The sequence below is a fragment of the Acidihalobacter prosperus genome, assembly GCF_000754095.2.
Taxonomy (GTDB): domain Bacteria; phylum Pseudomonadota; class Gammaproteobacteria; order DSM-5130; family Acidihalobacteraceae; genus Acidihalobacter; species Acidihalobacter prosperus.
Genome location: NZ_JQSG02000003.1, coordinates 597,723 through 612,850, shown reverse-complemented (window position 1 = coordinate 612,850; position 15,128 = coordinate 597,723). Strand labels below are relative to the sequence as shown.

Here is a 15,128-nt window from a genome sequence, read left to right as displayed (position 1 = left end):
CATTGTTATGCATTCACTTAGCGAAGTCTGCGACTGGTGAAATCAATAATTCATTAAGGATGCTTTCACCCTCTCGCTCTACTTCTGTATCCACATCCTTTTCTGAAGCTGAAATAAGATCTGTCTGCGACTGTGCTTCCAAAGCTGCAATTACGTCCGCAACAGGAAAGTCCCGCCTCATTTCCAATTCTTTAGCGACTTGGCGGTCAGCGGGCGCAGGAAGTGCGACGGGCGCAGGAACCTTTGCATCTGCGTGAATAAATTGTTGGACAATTCTCCATCCAGTATAAAAAAGCTCCATGAATGAGGCATCGTAGGGAATTGGGCAAACGATCAGGTTCTTGGTTGAATCTTTATAGATTTTATCAGACCCTCCTTGCGTAGCAGGCACTATCCCAACACGTAGCCCGTTAGCACCTTCCAATTGTTTTGCGTTAATTTTTAGCGTTGTTCCAATCCAACGATCCGCATCTGTCGAGCCAAAGAACAAATCAGCTTTCCATAGCCCATTAATAGAAGACGGTAGGGATGCGCGCGTACTTGGGCGATTGAATGCTGCGGCTAGCATATTCATATAACTCTTAAGCTTTGGTGGCTGCGCCCGCACCCCTGTCAAAATGCGTGAGTCATTAGTCAGGAGATCATTCGCTGTGTCAATGATTCTGGTTTTGCCGGACTTTTCTATGCCAAATAGAATGGATTGAAATTCATTGCCAGGCAATTTGCATTGCTTAGATGCGGACTCAAGACGCTCCATTACCATCGGGTCTTGACGGCGAATGGCATCATGGATTGCCCATTCAAAGCAGAACCCTATATCACCAGAGCCGTCACGATATGCTCTTGGCAACATAAAGAGCTTAATATTCTCCATACCGCCAAGCTCATTCAGGACCTCTCGCTTTATTCCCGTCAGCAGTGCCGTGAGAATCGGTCTTACAATAGCGATTCTGGCCAGCACCTCACTTCCGACAGGGTTCTGCTGGCTTTCAATCAGTAATTTCAACTTAACTCCTCATCTCTACGGGACTCGATTGCATAACGCCCATGGTAACGGGCGTTCAACATGGAGCGACTGCTCGCGCAACAATGCCGAAGGCATGCGCGAGCTGGCGCGGAGTGTTGAACGTCCCAGTGAGCCGCAGGCGAACGAGTTGACCTACTTGTTAGCACATTCCCACCTACCGTTGCATTCACCGGTGACAAATGACTCCGCGTATTCTGCTTCTTCCTCCCGAGCGGCTTTCAGTTTTTGCATTAGGTAATGGTTGGCTTGCGGTTGGCCACAGTGCAGGCATTCAGAACAATACGGGAAACTAGGAGCATTGCCTTTAAAGGTTGGGAAGGCCGAGATTTTGTTTATGCCGCGAGCCGCTAAGTTTTCGTTTCCCACGTACCCGAGTATTTTTTCAAGCACCGTAGAGCAGTTTGGTACGGTTTTAACGAAATCGTGATAGACGTCGATGCTGTATCCGTAGGGTTGTTTAACCGGCTTTCCACAACTCCAACACGTATCTTTGATGTAGTGGATATTCATTTCTTCTGGATCGGTTTTCCAGGATATGAGCCCAGACAACAGGTCTCTCACGAAATCTCGAAGAGGCAAGTTGAAGCCGGATACCAATGGAATTGAGCCCTCAATGGAATAATCTTCAACAACGAAGATCGGCAGTTCTTTTGATTGAGGATAGTTGATGGAGTTTGCGACATTAGCTGACACAAACCATGCTGCACGAATGCCCGATTCTTTGTACCTAGCCTGCCTGTATTTAAACTCACTAAGCGTTTGTTTTGAGAGTTGAATTTCAAAAGCAATTTTAGCTGATTTTTTCTCGCAAAATACATCGGCTACCCATTTATCTCCCTTTGGGGAAGCCCCTGGATGTTCAGTGATAACCGCCCAGTGAGCAGCCTTCGCTGATGTTGCGATAATTTCCTTCAAATAAACATGTTCCGGGCTTTCTGGTGCGGCATAGCAATCGGTAGCCTTCCGATAGTGAGCAAAGAAAAATGTGCCTAGGGGGCTCGTTTTCGCTATAGCTCGTTCGCCGCAGCAAGGCATAGCTAGCTTCTTGCGCTCTGGCGAGTTTTTCAGCTTGTTCCACGACTCAACGGTTTGCTCATAGGCAAACAGGTTGATGTTATCGAGTACAGCGCGAAGGGGCATTTTTCAGTGCTAACTTAAAGTAGACACCCTAAACGGGTGCGTTGAATCACACCTAGTAGGTGTCTAAACTGACTTTATGTTCGGTTTACCAATGCTTATCAACCATGTCAAGTCAGCAACCGCACCCTATAAACACCCGCAAACACACCTCGGACACGAATTCAAAGCCGAAACTGCTCGATCAAGTCCGCGAACGCTTGCGGACGCTGCATTACAGCATCCGCACCGAAGCCGTTTATGTCGACTGGGCCCGGCGTTACATTCTGTTTCATGGCAAACGCCATCCTCGGGAATTGGGCGCAGCCGAAATTGAAGCGTTCCTGAGCCACCTCGCCGTCGAGGGGCGGGTTTCCGCATCCACGCAGAATCAGGCGAAAAGCGCGCTGCTTTTCCTTTACCGCGAAGTGTTGGGCATCAAGCTGCCCTGGCTGGATGGCGTGACGAGCGCAAAGCGCGGCGAGCGGCTGCCGGTCGTGATGACCAAAAACGAAGTCGAGGCGGTGTTGGGACATTTGTCAGGCATCCACTCGCTGCTCGCGCGCCTGTTGTACGGCACGGGCATGCGCTTGATGGAAGGCATTCGTCTGCGCGTCAAGGATGTGGATTTCGAGCGTGGCGAAATCGTGGTCCGGGAAGGCAAGGGCAACAAGGATCGGATAACGATGCTGCCGACCCGGCTGGCCGATGAGTTGAGGGCGCATCTTGCCCAGGTCAAGACGCTGCACGAGAACGATCTTGCCCAGGGCTTCGGCGAGGTTTATCTGCCGTTCGCACTGGCGCGGAAGTATCCCGGCGCAGGACGCGAGTGGGGTTGGCAGTATGTATTTCCTTCGGTGAAGCGATCCATCGACCCGCGCTCAGGGGTCGAGCGCCGCCATCATCTGGATGAAAAGGGCATACAGCGCGCGATGAAGCGGGCGGTGCGCGATGCGGGCATCGTCAAGCAGGCGACGCCGCACACGCTACGCCATTCGTTCGCAACCCATTTGCTGCAGTCGGGCTACGATATTCGCACGGTGCAGGAGCTGCTGGGCCATCGGCATGTCGAAACCACGATGCGCTATACGCATGTGCTGAACAAGGGCGGACGCGGCGTGGTCAGCCCCTCGGACATGTGATTCGGGCCTCACGCGTCGCGCCGGCATGCGCCGCCGTCGAGCAGCCGGAACCGGCGTGAATGACCGCGACGCGTTTATTCGTTCTCCAGCGTCGTACGCGCTTCCTTGATCCTCGCCCGCACCGCGTCGGGCGCGGTGCCGCCGTAGTGGCCGCGGGCCGCGACGGAGCCTTCCAGGGTCAGTACGTCGAAGACGTCCGGGCCGATCTGGTCGCTGAAGGCCTGCAGCTCGTCGAGCGGCAGTTCGCTGAGATCGAGGTCGCGCTCGATGCCGTGGCGCACGGCCTTGCCGACGACTTCGTGGGCATCGCGGAAGGGCACGCCCTTGCGCACCAGATAGTCGGCCAGATCCGTGGCCGTGGCATAGCCCTGCATGGCGGCGGCGCGCATGCGCTCGCGGCGTGGCTCGATGGCCGGGACCATGTCGGCGAACACGCGCAGGCTGCCGCGCACGGTATCGACCGCATCGAACAGGGGTTCCTTGTCTTCCTGATTGTCCTTGTTGTAGGCGAGCGGCTGGCCTTTCATCAGGGTCAGCAGGCTGATCAGATCGCCGTTGACGCGGCCGGCCTTGCCACGCAGCAGCTCGGGTACGTCCGGATTCTTTTTCTGCGGCATGATCGACGAGCCGGTGCAGAAGCGGTCGGGCAGGTCGACGAAGCCAAACTGCGCCGAGGCCCACAGGATCATTTCCTCGGACATGCGCGAGAGGTGGGTCATGATGAGCGCGGCGGCGGCGCAGGTCTCGATCGCAAAGTCGCGATCGGAGACGGCGTCGAGCGAGTTCGCCGCGACGCCCTCGAAGCCGAGCAGGCTGGCCGCGTAGGCGCGGTCGATGGGGTAGGTGGTGCCGGCAAGCGCGGCGGCGCCGAGCGGCATGACGTTGACCCGGCGACGCGCATCGCGCAGGCGCGCGCTGTCGCGGGCGAGCATTTCGTACCAGGCGAGCAGGTGGTGGCCGAAGGTGACGGGCATGGCGACCTGCAGGTGGGTGAAACCGGGCATGATGGTGTCGGCCTCGCGCTCGGCGAGATCGAGCAGGCCGCGGCGCGCGCGCTTGAGTTCCGCGAGGATGTGGTCGATTTCCTCGCGCAGCCACAGACGGATGTCGGTGGCGACCTGGTCGTTGCGCGAGCGCCCGGTGTGCAGCTTCTTGCCCGCGGCGCCGATGCGCGCGGTCAGCCGCGCCTCGATGTTCATGTGCACGTCTTCGAGCCCCACGGACCACTCGAATTCGCCGCGCTCGATCTCGCCGAGGATCTCGTCCAGCCCGGCGACGATGTCGTCGCATTCGCGGTCACTGAGCACGCCGACGTGGGCAAGCATGTGCGCATGCGCCTTGGAGCCCTCGATGTCGTGCCGGTAGAGCCGGCGGTCGAAGTCCACCGAGGCGGTGAAGGCCTCCACGAAGGCGTCCGTGGATTCGCTGAAACGCCCGCCCCAAAGCTTGTCGACACGCTGATCGCTCATCTTTTACCTCCTGTAGGCTCGCGAGTATACGCAACTTGCGTTTACCGGCGAACTCGCTGACCATCGGTGAAAATCCTATAAAAGACACCCGCATGCGCGTAGAGGGCAGTCCATCGAGCCCGTTTCTCCCGGATTTCTGCCGGGATAACACTCTGCTGCTCGTGATCCTGATGGCCGAGTTGCTGGCCGTGATCCTGTCGCTGGCGCATAGCGGTACCGGCGTCCACTTCTGGCGCGCGCTGGCCCTGACCTCGCTGTTCATCCAGTGGATAGCGCTCGGTTCGATCGCGGCGCTCTGCCGTCTCGGCCCCTGGCTGAACCGGCGCCCGCCCGTAGTCGCCGCCGCCATCGCCTACGTCATCGTGATTCTGGTCACGCTCGGACTTTCGGCCCTCACCGCGCTGTTTCTCGATTGGGTCGTACGGCCGGACAACGTGAACCTCGACCGCGACCTCCAGTTTCTAATGCGCAACACCTTGATCAGCGCCATAGTGACCGCGGTCGGTCTACGCTACATGTATGTGCAACACGATTGGAAACGCAGCATCGAGGCGCGAACGGGGGCAAGACTGGCCGCGCTGCAGGCTCGCATCAGACCGCATTTCCTGTTCAACAGCATGAACAGCATTGCGGCCCTGATCCGCAGCCGGCCTGCGGTCGCCGAAACGGCGGTACTCGATCTGGCCTCGGTTTTCCGCTCGGTGCTGGAGGAGCGGGACTGGTCCACCCTGGCGGAGGAGCTGGAGCTGAGCCGGCACTATCTCTCGCTGGAGGCCCTGCGCCTGGGCGACCGACTGCGGATCGAATGGCGCATCGAGCCCGGATTGGATGCGGCACGCATGCCGGCGTTGTCGCTGCAGCCGTTGGTGGAAAATGCCGTTTACCACGGCATTCAGCCCAGGCCGTCGGGCGGTACCATCCGCATCGACGCGCGCCGCGACGGCATGAAGCTGGTCGTGGTCGTCGAAAACCCCTTGCCAGGGCCCGATGCGAACCCGCACCGCGGCAACGGGATGGCCGTGGACAATCTCAGGGAACGGCTCGCTCTGGCCTACGACGGCCGAGCGAAGCTCGTGGTCGAACAGGACGCCGAGCGGTTCTCGGTGCAACTCCGCCTGCCGATGGAAGCAAAAGATGCGCGTGATGATCGTGGATGACGAACCCCTGGCACGCGAGCGCCTCAAGGCGTTGCTGCCCGACTGCGGGGACTACACCCTCTGCGGCGAAGCCTCGAACGGCGAGGAAGCACTGCAGACCGCCGCCCGCTGCCGGCCGGACATCGTGCTGATGGATATCCGCATGCCGGGCATCGACGGCATGGCCGCCGCGCGGCGGCTCGCCGAGCTGCGCGACGCGCCCGCGGTGATTTTCACCACCGCCTACGACCAGCACGCCCTGTCCGCCTTCGAGGCCCAGGCCACCGACTATCTGCTCAAGCCCGTGCGCCGCGAACGTCTGCAGGAAGCCCTGGCCAAGGCGCAGCGGCTGACGCGGCCGCAGCTGGCCCACGTGCTGCAGGATGCCGAAGACGACGGCGAAGGACGCAGCCATCTGTGCGCGCGTTCACGCGGGCGCCTGGATCTGGTGCCGATCGAGGAGGTCTATTACCTGCGCGCCGACCACAAGTACGTGACCGTGCGCCACCCCGGCGGAGAGATGCTGATCGAGGAATCGCTCAAAACGCTAGAAGAGGAATTTCCACGTCGTTTTCTGCGCATCCACCGCAACGCCTTGGCGGCACGGGCGCATATTGCCGGGCTGGAGCGCGACGCGCGCGGCCGGCTGACCGTCTACTTCAAGGGCATCGACGAAAGACTGGAGGTCAGCCGCCGGCACGCGGCTGAGGTGAGGGAGTCCGTGCAGCGTCTTTGAGCACGGCAGCCGCATGATCGATCGCCTCGTCCAGGAACGCGCCGTAGAAGTCGGGGGTGCTCAATCCCACCAGCGGCTTGGTCAGCAGGCGCCCGTCCGGGCCGAGCAGCAGCACGGTCGGCGTCACGGTGACGTTGTAGCGCGCGGCAAAGGCCTCCGGCGAAACCCAGGCGCCGTCGAACCCCTTCAGGCGCTGCCCCGAATCGCGGTGGAGCTGCAGCAGGATCACGCGATCGCGATAATCGCCGCTCAGGATCATCGGTTCGAGGAAATCCTCCCGCACGGCGATGCAATAGGGACAGTCGCGCTGAGCGATCTCGATCAGGATGGGACGTTTGCCTGCTGCCGCTGCGACCGCCGCCAGATCGCTCGCCTCCGGCAGCTTGCCGGCCGCGTGCGCACCCACCGAGGCGAACAGCAGCAGCCCCGCCACGACACACCAAATCCTCGCTTCTCTGACCATCCCGACCCCCAGACCCGCGCCGAACAACGCCGCAGGCTAATCCTATATACTCATAGCCCTGTTTCACGCAACCATCATATCGATTATGACGAATCGCCTCAGGATAGCCACCCGCAAGAGCCCGCTCGCCGTGTGGCAGGCCGAGGAAGTCGCCAGACGGCTGCGCGAGCTTCACCCCGGGCTGGAGGTCACGCTGGTGCGCATGAGCACGCGCGGCGACCAGATGCTCGACAGCCCGCTGTCCAAGATCGGCGGCAAGGGTCTGTTCGTCAAGGAACTGGAGCAGGCACTGCTCGACGGCGAGGCGGACATCGCCGTGCACTCGATGAAGGACGTGCCGGTGGCCTTCCCGCCAGGGTTGGGGCTGCAGGTCATCCTCGAACGCGACAGCCCCTTCGACGCGTTCGTTTCCAACCGCTACGACAGCCCGGCCGACATGCCCCCCGACGCGCACGTGGGCAGCGCCAGCCTGCGCAGACAGGCGCAGATCATGTCGCGCTTCCCGCGCTTCACGGTCAGCCCGCTGCGCGGCAACGTCAACACTCGACTCGCCAAGCTGGATGCCGGCGAATACGACGCCATCATTCTCGCCGCCTCCGGATTGCGCCGCATCGGCCTGAGCGAGCGCATCCGCGCCGTCATGGACGCGGACGAATCCCTCCCGGCCATCGGGCAGGGCGCCCTTGGCATCGAAACCCGGCTGGACGACGCTCGCGTGCAGGCGCTGATCGGACCGCTGGACCATGCCGATACGCACTGCTGCGTACGCGCCGAACGTGCGCTGAACGCACGCCTCAACGGCGGCTGCCAGGTACCGATCGCCGGTTATGCCGAACTCGACGGCGACCGCCTGCGCTTGCGTGGTCTGGTCGGCACGCCCGATGGCGGCCGGATCTACCGCGCGGAAGCAGACGGCCCCGCGGACATGCCCGAAGCACTGGGCACGGCAATCGGCGAAGCACTGCTGGCGCAGGGCGCGGGCGAGGTCTTGGTCTCGCTCGGCATCGCACCGCCCGACGTCGCCCACTAGGCTCGCCCATGGCCATGCCCGCCCCCATGTCGGACCGCCCGCTCTCCCATCTTGGCGTGGTGATCACCCGCCCGGCTCATCAGGCCGAAACCTTGTGCGCGCGCATCGAGGACGCGGGCGGGCGGGCCATACGCTTTCCCGTTCTGGAAATACTCGATCCCATCGACCGCGCGCCGCTGATTCGGCAGATCGACCAGCTCGAAACCTTCGATCTGGCGATCTTCATCAGCCCCAATGCCGTGCACAAGGTCATGAACCTGGTCAAGGCACGGCGCAGTTGGCCCGCCAATGTGCGCATTGCCGCCATTGGCGCGAAATCGGCCCGTGCGCTCGAACAGAGCGGTCTTACCGTGGATATCCGGCCCGGCCGGCGTTTCGACAGCGAAGCGCTCCTGGAGGCGCCCGAGCTGCAGGACATGGCCGGTCGCCGCGTGATCATCTTTCGCGGCGACGGCGGCAGGGAAATGCTCGGCGATACCCTGCGCGCGCGTGGTGCCGAGGTGGTCTACGCCAATGCCTACCGCCGTGAAAAGCCCAGCGGCGATAACGGTGCGCTGCTCTATCACTGGTCGCGCGGCGAGGTCGGCGTCGTCATGGTGACGAGTGCTGAGGGCCTGCACAACCTGTTCGATATGGTCGGCAAGCTCGGCCAGATGTGGCTGCGCAAAACGCCTCTGATACTCGGCAGCGCTCGCCTGGCGGAAACCGCCCGCGAGCTGGGTCACCAGCTGCCGCCCATCGTCGCCGAAGATCCAAGCGACGAAGCGATGTTCGATGCTCTCTCCAATTGGGCCAGTCACCGGGACGCGACATGACAAGCGAAGCCTCCGAACCCAAACGCGGAGATCAGGCGGCGCCTGACGCGCTCACGCCTACGACCGCTCAGGACGCCCCGGCAACCGAGCCGCCGGCAGCCGACGACGCCGCAACGGATGCCGGGGAAACCCCGACGCCTCCGCGCGCTTCGGCCAGCGGGCGCGTGGCGCTGGTACTGGCGCTGCTCGCGCTGATCCTGTTGGCCGCCGGCGGCGGCGCGGGTTACTGGGCCTGGTCCCAGTTCCGCCACACGATGGACATGCAGGCGGCTACCCTCGCGCAATTGCGCGAAACGCTGGACAGCAAGGCCTCCGAATCGAGTCTCGCCGACCTGGATCAGCAGACCAGGCAGCTCGACGCGCAGCAGCAGGCACAGTCACACGCCCTCAAGTCGCTCAACCAGGCCCTGCAGCAAAGCCAGGTTCTGAACCAGCGTGATCAGCGCGGCTGGACGGTCTCCGAGGTCGAGTATCTGATGCGCATCGCGCGCTACCGGCTCGACCTTCTGCACGACGTTCATGGCGCCGTGGCCGCGTTGACGCAGGCCGACCAGCGCCTGGCGCATCTTGGCGACCCCGATCTGCTGCCGGTGCGCCAGGCGCTCGCCGCGGAGATCCAGTCGCTGCGCGACTACCAGGCTCCGGACAAGGTCGGTATTCTTTTGCAGCTCAATCAGATCCTCAGCCACATCGTCCTGCCCACACCGCTCGGCACGGCGCTGCTCGATCGCGGCGACGCGACCGCCACCCCGGTCCATGCCGAAACGACGAAGAAGCCCGGCGGCTTCCGCGGCTTCATCGAAGCCGTATGGCACAGCATCTCCGAACACGTGAGCATTCGCCACTATCCCCAGCGCGTGAACGACCTCGCCGTGATCACGACGCAGGCGCAGGCCGCACAGTCGCTGTATCTGTACCTCGAAAACGCACGCGCGGCCGTACTGGCGGGCGATAACGGGGCCTATCACCAGGCGCTCGCTCACGTCATGGACGCCCTTCACCAGGGCAATGGCGATCAGGCGCTGCGCAGCGGCCTGCTCAGCACACTCGACAAGCTGAACGCGGTCGATCTGGCGCCGCCTCTGCCATCGCTCGGCGAGGCCCTCAAGCGGCTCAGACATCTCGCCGCCGCCGCGCCGGCCGGGGGTCCGTCTGCATGAGACTCCTGTTCGCCGCCTTGCTGGCAATGTTGGTGACCGGTGCCGCCGTGCACTGGGCGCTGCGCGATCCCGGCTACGCGGTTCTGGCCTGGGGACATTGGTCCGTCGAGCTGTCGCTGGTCGATCTACTGGTGGTACTGGCCCTGTGCTTCGTGCTGCTCTACGGCCTGATACGTCTGATCGCCCGGGTCTGGCGCACCCCGCGCGACCTTTCCGCGCGCCTGCACCTGCGCCGCGCCGAGCGGGCACGGCGCGGCCTGACCCGTGGCCTGATCGAGCTGGCCGAAGGACGCTGGAAGGAGTCGGAAAAGCTGCTGATCCGCAGCGCCTCCGGCAGTCAGACGCCGCTGCTCAACTACCTCGCGGCCGCCAGAAGCGCGCAGATGCAGCAGGCCTACGACCGGCGCGACGAATACCTGCGTCGCGGCCTTGAAAGCAACCCAAATGCACAGGTGGCCGTCGAGCTGACCCAGGCCGAGCTGCAACTCGCGCATGGGCAGACCGAGCAGGCACTCGCCACGCTCAACCATCTGCGCGAGGTGGCGCCGGATCACGCCTACGTTTCCAAGCTGCTCGGCCGTCTGTACATCCAGCTCAACGACTGGGAGGCACTGGCCAAGCTGCTGCCGCGTCTGCGACGTACCACGGCCATCAGTCCCGATCGCGTCGAGGATCTGGAGATCAAGGTGTTCGGCGGACTCTTCGCCCGGCAGACGGAGCAGGCCGATCTGTCACGCCTGAGTGGATTCTGGGAGGCGCTTCCGCGCAAAAGCCGTCAGCGACCCGAGCTGATCGGACTTTACGTCGACCAGTTGATCGCGCTCGGCGCTACGGAACAGGCGGAGCGCCTGCTGGCGCGCAGCCTGAACCGCTCCTGGAGCGATGCACTTGCCGCGCGTTACGGCATGCTGTCGCTGCCCGAGCCCACACAGCAGCTCAAGCAGGCGGAATCCTGGCTGCGCTCGAATCCGCACAGCGGAGCTTTGCTGCTCAGTCTGGCGCGCATCAGCCGTGGTGCCCAGCTCTGGGGCAAGGCCCGCAGCTATTACGAAGCCAGTCTCGCTGAAAACCCCGGCGGCGAGGCCTATCTGGAACTGGGCGAGCTGCTCGTGCAGATCGGCGAGAACGACGCCGCCTGCGACTGCTACCACCGCGGCCTGAGTCTACTGATCCACGGTGCACAGGCGCTGGAAAAAGCCAACATCCGTCCAGAAAGGGATCGCTATCTCAGACCGCAGATCAGCGAGCGCCTCGTCAACGACGTCGACGACATCTATACGGTTTAACCGACGTCGCCATCGTCCGACTGCAGCGCTTCCAGCGTATCCGCGCCATACTCGAAACTATCGTAAAACAATCGGTCTTCCGGCAGCCCGCGCGCCAGAAAGGCCTTTTCGGCCGCCGCGATCATCGCCGGAGGTCCGCAGAGATAGACGTCGAATGCGCTCAGATCAGGGTATGCCCGGAGCACCGACTCATGCACCCATCCGGTCTCGCCGGACCAATCATCGGCCGGCAACGGCGCCGACAGCACGGGCGTATAACTCAGTGGCGCCCATGCGTCCGCCCAGGCCCGCACTTGCTCATGGCGATACAGGTCCGCGCGCGCGCGCGCCCCCCAGAAAAAATGAATCGGCCGCTCGACGCCCGTTTCCATGGCATGCTCGATCATGCCCTGGATAGGCGCATACCCGGTGCCTCCGGCGACCATCAGCAGCGGACGCTCGCTGTCCTCGCGCAGAAAAAATGCGCCTAGCGGACCTTCGATACGCAGCAGTGCCTTGGGCGCCATGCCGCCGAATACGCTACCCGTGAAATGACCGCCGGGGACATGGCGGATGTGCAGCTCGAGGTACTCGCTGCGATGTGGCGGATTGGCCAGGGAGAAGCTGCGCCGACGCCCATCCTTGAGCAGGATGTCGATGTACTGGCCCGGCAGGAACGTCAGCTGCTCCGTACTGGGGAGACGCAGGCGCATTTCCATCACGTCGTGGTTGAGCCGCTCCAGCGCGACCACGCGCACCGGCAGGATCTTGACCACGATGTCGCGCGCGGCACCGATGTCGCGAACTTCCAGCTCCAGGTCGCTCAAGGGCACGGCCTGGCAGCAAAGCACCTTGCCGGACTCGATGTCCTGCGCGCTCAGGCCCGGGGGTTTCCTGGGTCCATAGTCGACTTCGCCTTCGATCAAGCGGCCTAAACAGCTGCGGCAGGCGCCGTTGCGGCAACCATAGGGGAACGCGAACCCCTCGCGCAGCGCGGCTTCAAGGATACGCTCGTCGTCATCCACCTCGAAACTGTGGCCGCTGGGGCGTAAAGTCACCGTGAAACTCATAGTCGTTCCGTCCGCGTATTGGCAAACGCAGTATTATGTGGGATTGAATCAACGGATATAAGGCCGTGACGACCACGCTCATTATCGGATGCGGCTACGTGGGAACGCGCGTCGCGCAGCGGTTGCGGGCCCAGCCTGGCCATACCGTCGTCGCCACCACGCAACGCCCGGAACGGGCAGAAAGGTTGCGCGACCTGGGGGTCGAGGCCGTTGCCCTCGACCTGGATGGTGACGATATCGCCGGCCTGCCCCTGCCCGAGCCGCCCTACCGCCTGCTCTACCTCGTCGCGCCGCCGCCGCAGGGCGAGGTCGACACACGTCTGCAGCGCGTATTGCGACACCTCGCCGATCACGCGCCAACCCATACCGTCTACGTCGGCACGACCGGTATATACGGCAATCAAGATGGCCGCTGGGTCGACGAACAAACGGCGCCGAAGCCCGCCAGTGCGCGTGCATATCGCCGGCTTGATGCTGAATCACGATTCACCGCCTGGTGCGCCGCATCCGGAAGCAGTCTCACCCGGCTCCGCGTGGCCGGTATCTACGGCCCCGACAGGCTGCCGCTCGATCGCATCAGGCAAGGGCAGCCGATCGTCATTCCGGCGCAAGCGCCCTGGAGCAATCGTATCCAGGTCGAGGACCTCGCCACGGTTTGCCTGGCGGCACTTTCACGGACAGGTCAAAACGAGTTGTTCAACGTCACTGACGGCAATCCCAGCAGTACGAGCGCATATGTCCTCGCCGTTGCCGACGCATGCGGACTCGCTCCGCCACCCTGCATTCCTCTCGCGCAAGCCATACGCCATGCCAGCCCGGCCGGACTCAGCTATCTCACCGAATCCCGGCGGATCGACATTCGCAGACTACGAGATGCATTGGGTTTCACACCGCAATACCCGGATGTGACCGCCTATCTTGCCGAAAACCGACTCGACCCCGGCTACCTCGCAAAATGACCTATCTCAAACTTTTCGCGATGGCCCTCTTCTGGGGTGGCACATTCGTTTCCGGACGCCTGCTATCCGGCCATGTTGATCCTGCCGCAGCCGCTTTCATTCGTTTTACCTTCGCATCGATCTGCCTCTTGTTTCTTGCGCAGCTGATCGAGGGTGGATTGCCGAGGCTCGGCGGTCGTCAAGTATTGGCCGTTCTGCTGCTGGGTGCGACCGGTGTTTTCGCTTACAACCTTTTTTTCTTCAAGGCACTTGAAACACTCGCCGCCGGAAGGGCGGCGGCGACCATCGCCATGAACCCGGCACTGATCGCATTGCTGTCCTGGCTTCTGTTACGCGAATCGTTAAGCGGTGTGCGGTTATTCGGCATCGCCACGTCGCTATGCGGGGCTCTGATCGTAATCTCGCATGGCGAACCCGCCCGCCTGCTGGATGGCGGTTTGCCCAGCGGCACGCTGGACATCTTGGTATGCTTGGTCAGTTGGGTCGCCTATTCGTTGATCGGCCGACAGGTGATGCGCGGGCTTACGCCGCTGGCTTCCGTGACCTATTCGTCGATGGCAGGCGCGCTAATGCTCTTGTGGCCAGCTCTGCACGGCGGGGTCGCCAGCGCGGTCTGGGCCTATACGGCGATGGACTGGGGCAATCTCGCATATCTCGGTATCGCGGGCACCGCCCTGGGATTCGTCTGGTACTACCAGGGCATTAAGCGTATCGGCGCCACTCGCGCCAGCATTTTTATCAATATCGTACCGATCAGCGCGGTCACGCTGGGGCACCTGATACTGGGCGAGGTGGTCGATGGCTCACTGGTCGTGGGCGGACTGTTGGTGATCGGCGGGGTCTATCTGACCAACGTCGGATTGGCCAACCCTTTCAGGCGGCGTACCCTCGCCTAACCACCTAACTAACGCCGAACGCCGAACGCCTGACGTCAGAAGGTGCTGACCAGGTAGAAGCCGTACTTGATCCTGCCCGCGATATCGGGACGGAAGTCCTGCCCGACGATCGAAACCGGCGGATCGCTCGCGGCTCCAAGGTAAAAGCCCAATCTTGCCGGGGCGTAACCGTCGACGCTGACGCTCTGAATGCCGCCTGCACGCATGCGGACATCATTGACCAGAAGCCCGGGTGCAACCGCCCGAGCCTGCGCTCCGACCAATGTCCAGGTCAGGCTGTTGTCCTGCGGCAGATCGAACTCCGTATTGGCTACGGCGAGCGCCGGCATGGCCATGCAAAGGGCCAGTGCCCACGCACGGATACCGCTCAATCGGTTCATCGCAAGCTCCCTCTTCATATACTTATCGGTAGGGAGTCCCAAGCCGTCGCATAGTCATCCGTCGCCGCACCTTTAGTGAGTCGGAGATTCACCACGGATCTCATCCGCTGTGGCAACCGGCTGTCATGGCTCATGACGAGCTGTAGACCCCTGGCTTTGCGTCCCCGCCTTTCGACGGGTTTGCCTTTTCCCTATTCGGTCTATGGATGTTAGGCGAAAGCTCCCGATGATGGCAAGTTCGTCGACTAACGGCCGTCGATGACGGACCGGCGGTCGGTCATCGTTGCAGAATCAGCATGATCCCCGCAACCACCGCCAAAGCAGACATCAGCAACTCACGATATTCAAAACGTATGTGCACCAGTGTGCTGAGTCCCGTCAGCAGCAACCAGATACCCGTCAGCACAAATCCCAGACGACGCATGGGAGATCTCCTTGTATTGGTTTTTGGTGTTGGTTTTGGC

At 62.1% G+C, this 15,128-nt stretch carries 16 protein-coding genes and 1 riboswitch; of the genes, 9 read left to right on the top strand and 7 right to left on the bottom strand.

The features are described 5' to 3' along the window. Positions 1-13 precede the first annotated feature (13 nt). On the bottom strand, positions 14-1,006 hold the full coding sequence (locus THPRO_RS16280) for a hypothetical protein (protein ID WP_082954564.1): 993 nt from the start codon (positions 1,004-1,006) through the stop codon (positions 14-16). 153 nt (positions 1,007-1,159) lie between these two features. After that, complete coding sequence (locus tag THPRO_RS16680; protein WP_145930789.1) at positions 1,160-2,167, bottom strand: competence protein CoiA family protein; 1,008 nt, start codon at positions 2,165-2,167, stop codon at positions 1,160-1,162. 104 nt (positions 2,168-2,271) lie between these two features. Between THPRO_RS16680 and THPRO_RS09590 the strand changes: the two genes are divergently transcribed. Continuing rightward, positions 2,272-3,285 (top strand): integron integrase, encoded by a 1,014-nt coding sequence (locus THPRO_RS09590; RefSeq protein ID WP_065089553.1) that lies wholly within the window; start codon positions 2,272-2,274, stop codon positions 3,283-3,285. A gap of 74 nt (positions 3,286-3,359) precedes the next feature. Here THPRO_RS09590 and argH read toward each other — a convergent pair whose 3' ends face one another. After that, positions 3,360-4,754, bottom strand: a complete 1,395-nt coding sequence (gene argH / locus THPRO_RS09585) for an argininosuccinate lyase (protein WP_038087731.1) — start codon at positions 4,752-4,754, stop codon at positions 3,360-3,362. 92 nt (positions 4,755-4,846) lie between these two features. Here argH and THPRO_RS09580 point away from each other — a divergent pair, with 92 nt between their 5' ends. Next, positions 4,847-5,911 carry a sensor histidine kinase gene (locus tag THPRO_RS09580; protein WP_038088141.1) on the top strand — a complete coding sequence of 355 codons (1,065 nt, stop codon included), beginning with the start codon at positions 4,847-4,849 and terminating at the stop codon, positions 5,909-5,911. Further along, positions 5,889-6,626 (top strand): LytR/AlgR family response regulator transcription factor, encoded by a 738-nt coding sequence (locus THPRO_RS09575; protein ID WP_038087733.1) that lies wholly within the window; start codon positions 5,889-5,891, stop codon positions 6,624-6,626. Before THPRO_RS09580 ends, THPRO_RS09575 begins: the two co-directional genes overlap by 23 nt. Here THPRO_RS09575 and THPRO_RS09570 read toward each other — a convergent pair. Further along, on the bottom strand, positions 6,577-7,059 hold the full coding sequence (locus THPRO_RS09570; RefSeq protein WP_052064106.1) for a thioredoxin family protein: 483 nt from the start codon (positions 7,057-7,059) through the stop codon (positions 6,577-6,579). The two genes, THPRO_RS09575 and THPRO_RS09570, sit on opposite strands and share 50 nt — an antisense overlap. A gap of 115 nt (positions 7,060-7,174) precedes the next feature. Here THPRO_RS09570 and hemC point away from each other — a divergent pair, with 115 nt between their 5' ends. The 4 genes from hemC to THPRO_RS09550 are packed head-to-tail and all read left to right on the top strand — an operon-like array spanning position 7,175 to position 11,380. Next, a complete protein-coding gene (hemC, locus tag THPRO_RS09565) occupies positions 7,175-8,119 on the top strand; it encodes a hydroxymethylbilane synthase (RefSeq protein ID WP_038087734.1) in 945 nt (314 codons plus the stop codon). 8 nt (positions 8,120-8,127) lie between these two features. Further along, positions 8,128-8,934 carry a uroporphyrinogen-III synthase gene (locus tag THPRO_RS09560; protein ID WP_065089552.1) on the top strand — a complete coding sequence of 269 codons (807 nt, stop codon included), beginning with the start codon at positions 8,128-8,130 and terminating at the stop codon, positions 8,932-8,934. After that, positions 8,931-10,094 carry a uroporphyrinogen-III C-methyltransferase gene (locus THPRO_RS09555; protein WP_052064107.1) on the top strand — a complete coding sequence of 388 codons (1,164 nt, stop codon included), beginning with the start codon at positions 8,931-8,933 and terminating at the stop codon, positions 10,092-10,094. Before THPRO_RS09560 ends, THPRO_RS09555 begins: the two co-directional genes overlap by 4 nt. After that, positions 10,091-11,380, top strand: coding sequence for a heme biosynthesis protein HemY (locus THPRO_RS09550; protein ID WP_065089551.1), 1,290 nt, complete (start codon positions 10,091-10,093; stop codon positions 11,378-11,380). Before THPRO_RS09555 ends, THPRO_RS09550 begins: the two co-directional genes overlap by 4 nt. On the opposite strand, the gene THPRO_RS09545 is transcribed toward THPRO_RS09550, so the two are convergent. Beyond that, positions 11,377-12,429, bottom strand: coding sequence for a CDP-6-deoxy-delta-3,4-glucoseen reductase (locus tag THPRO_RS09545; protein WP_065089550.1), 1,053 nt, complete (start codon positions 12,427-12,429; stop codon positions 11,377-11,379). The genes THPRO_RS09550 and THPRO_RS09545 overlap by 4 nt on opposite strands. A gap of 65 nt (positions 12,430-12,494) precedes the next feature. Between THPRO_RS09545 and THPRO_RS09540 the strand changes: the two genes are divergently transcribed. Both THPRO_RS09540 and THPRO_RS09535 read left to right on the top strand, forming a co-directional pair. After that, positions 12,495-13,388 (top strand): SDR family oxidoreductase, encoded by an 894-nt coding sequence (locus THPRO_RS09540; RefSeq protein ID WP_038087745.1) that lies wholly within the window; start codon positions 12,495-12,497, stop codon positions 13,386-13,388. After that, entirely contained in the window at positions 13,385-14,284 is a 900-nt protein-coding gene (locus THPRO_RS09535; protein ID WP_038087747.1) for a DMT family transporter, read from the top strand. Before THPRO_RS09540 ends, THPRO_RS09535 begins: the two co-directional genes overlap by 4 nt. Before the next feature lie 35 nt (positions 14,285-14,319). Here the strand turns inward: THPRO_RS09535 and THPRO_RS09530 are convergent, their stop codons facing one another. Both THPRO_RS09530 and THPRO_RS17120 read right to left on the bottom strand, forming a co-directional pair. Further along, positions 14,320-14,664 carry a hypothetical protein gene (locus tag THPRO_RS09530; RefSeq protein ID WP_145930787.1) on the bottom strand — a complete coding sequence of 115 codons (345 nt, stop codon included), beginning with the start codon at positions 14,662-14,664 and terminating at the stop codon, positions 14,320-14,322. 108 nt (positions 14,665-14,772) lie between these two features. Beyond that, a riboswitch (cyclic di-GMP riboswitch) is annotated at positions 14,773-14,859 on the bottom strand. Positions 14,860-14,941: 82 nt separating this feature from the next. After that, entirely contained in the window at positions 14,942-15,088 is a 147-nt protein-coding gene (locus THPRO_RS17120; RefSeq protein ID WP_038087752.1) for a hypothetical protein, read from the bottom strand. Positions 15,089-15,128 lie beyond the last annotated feature (40 nt).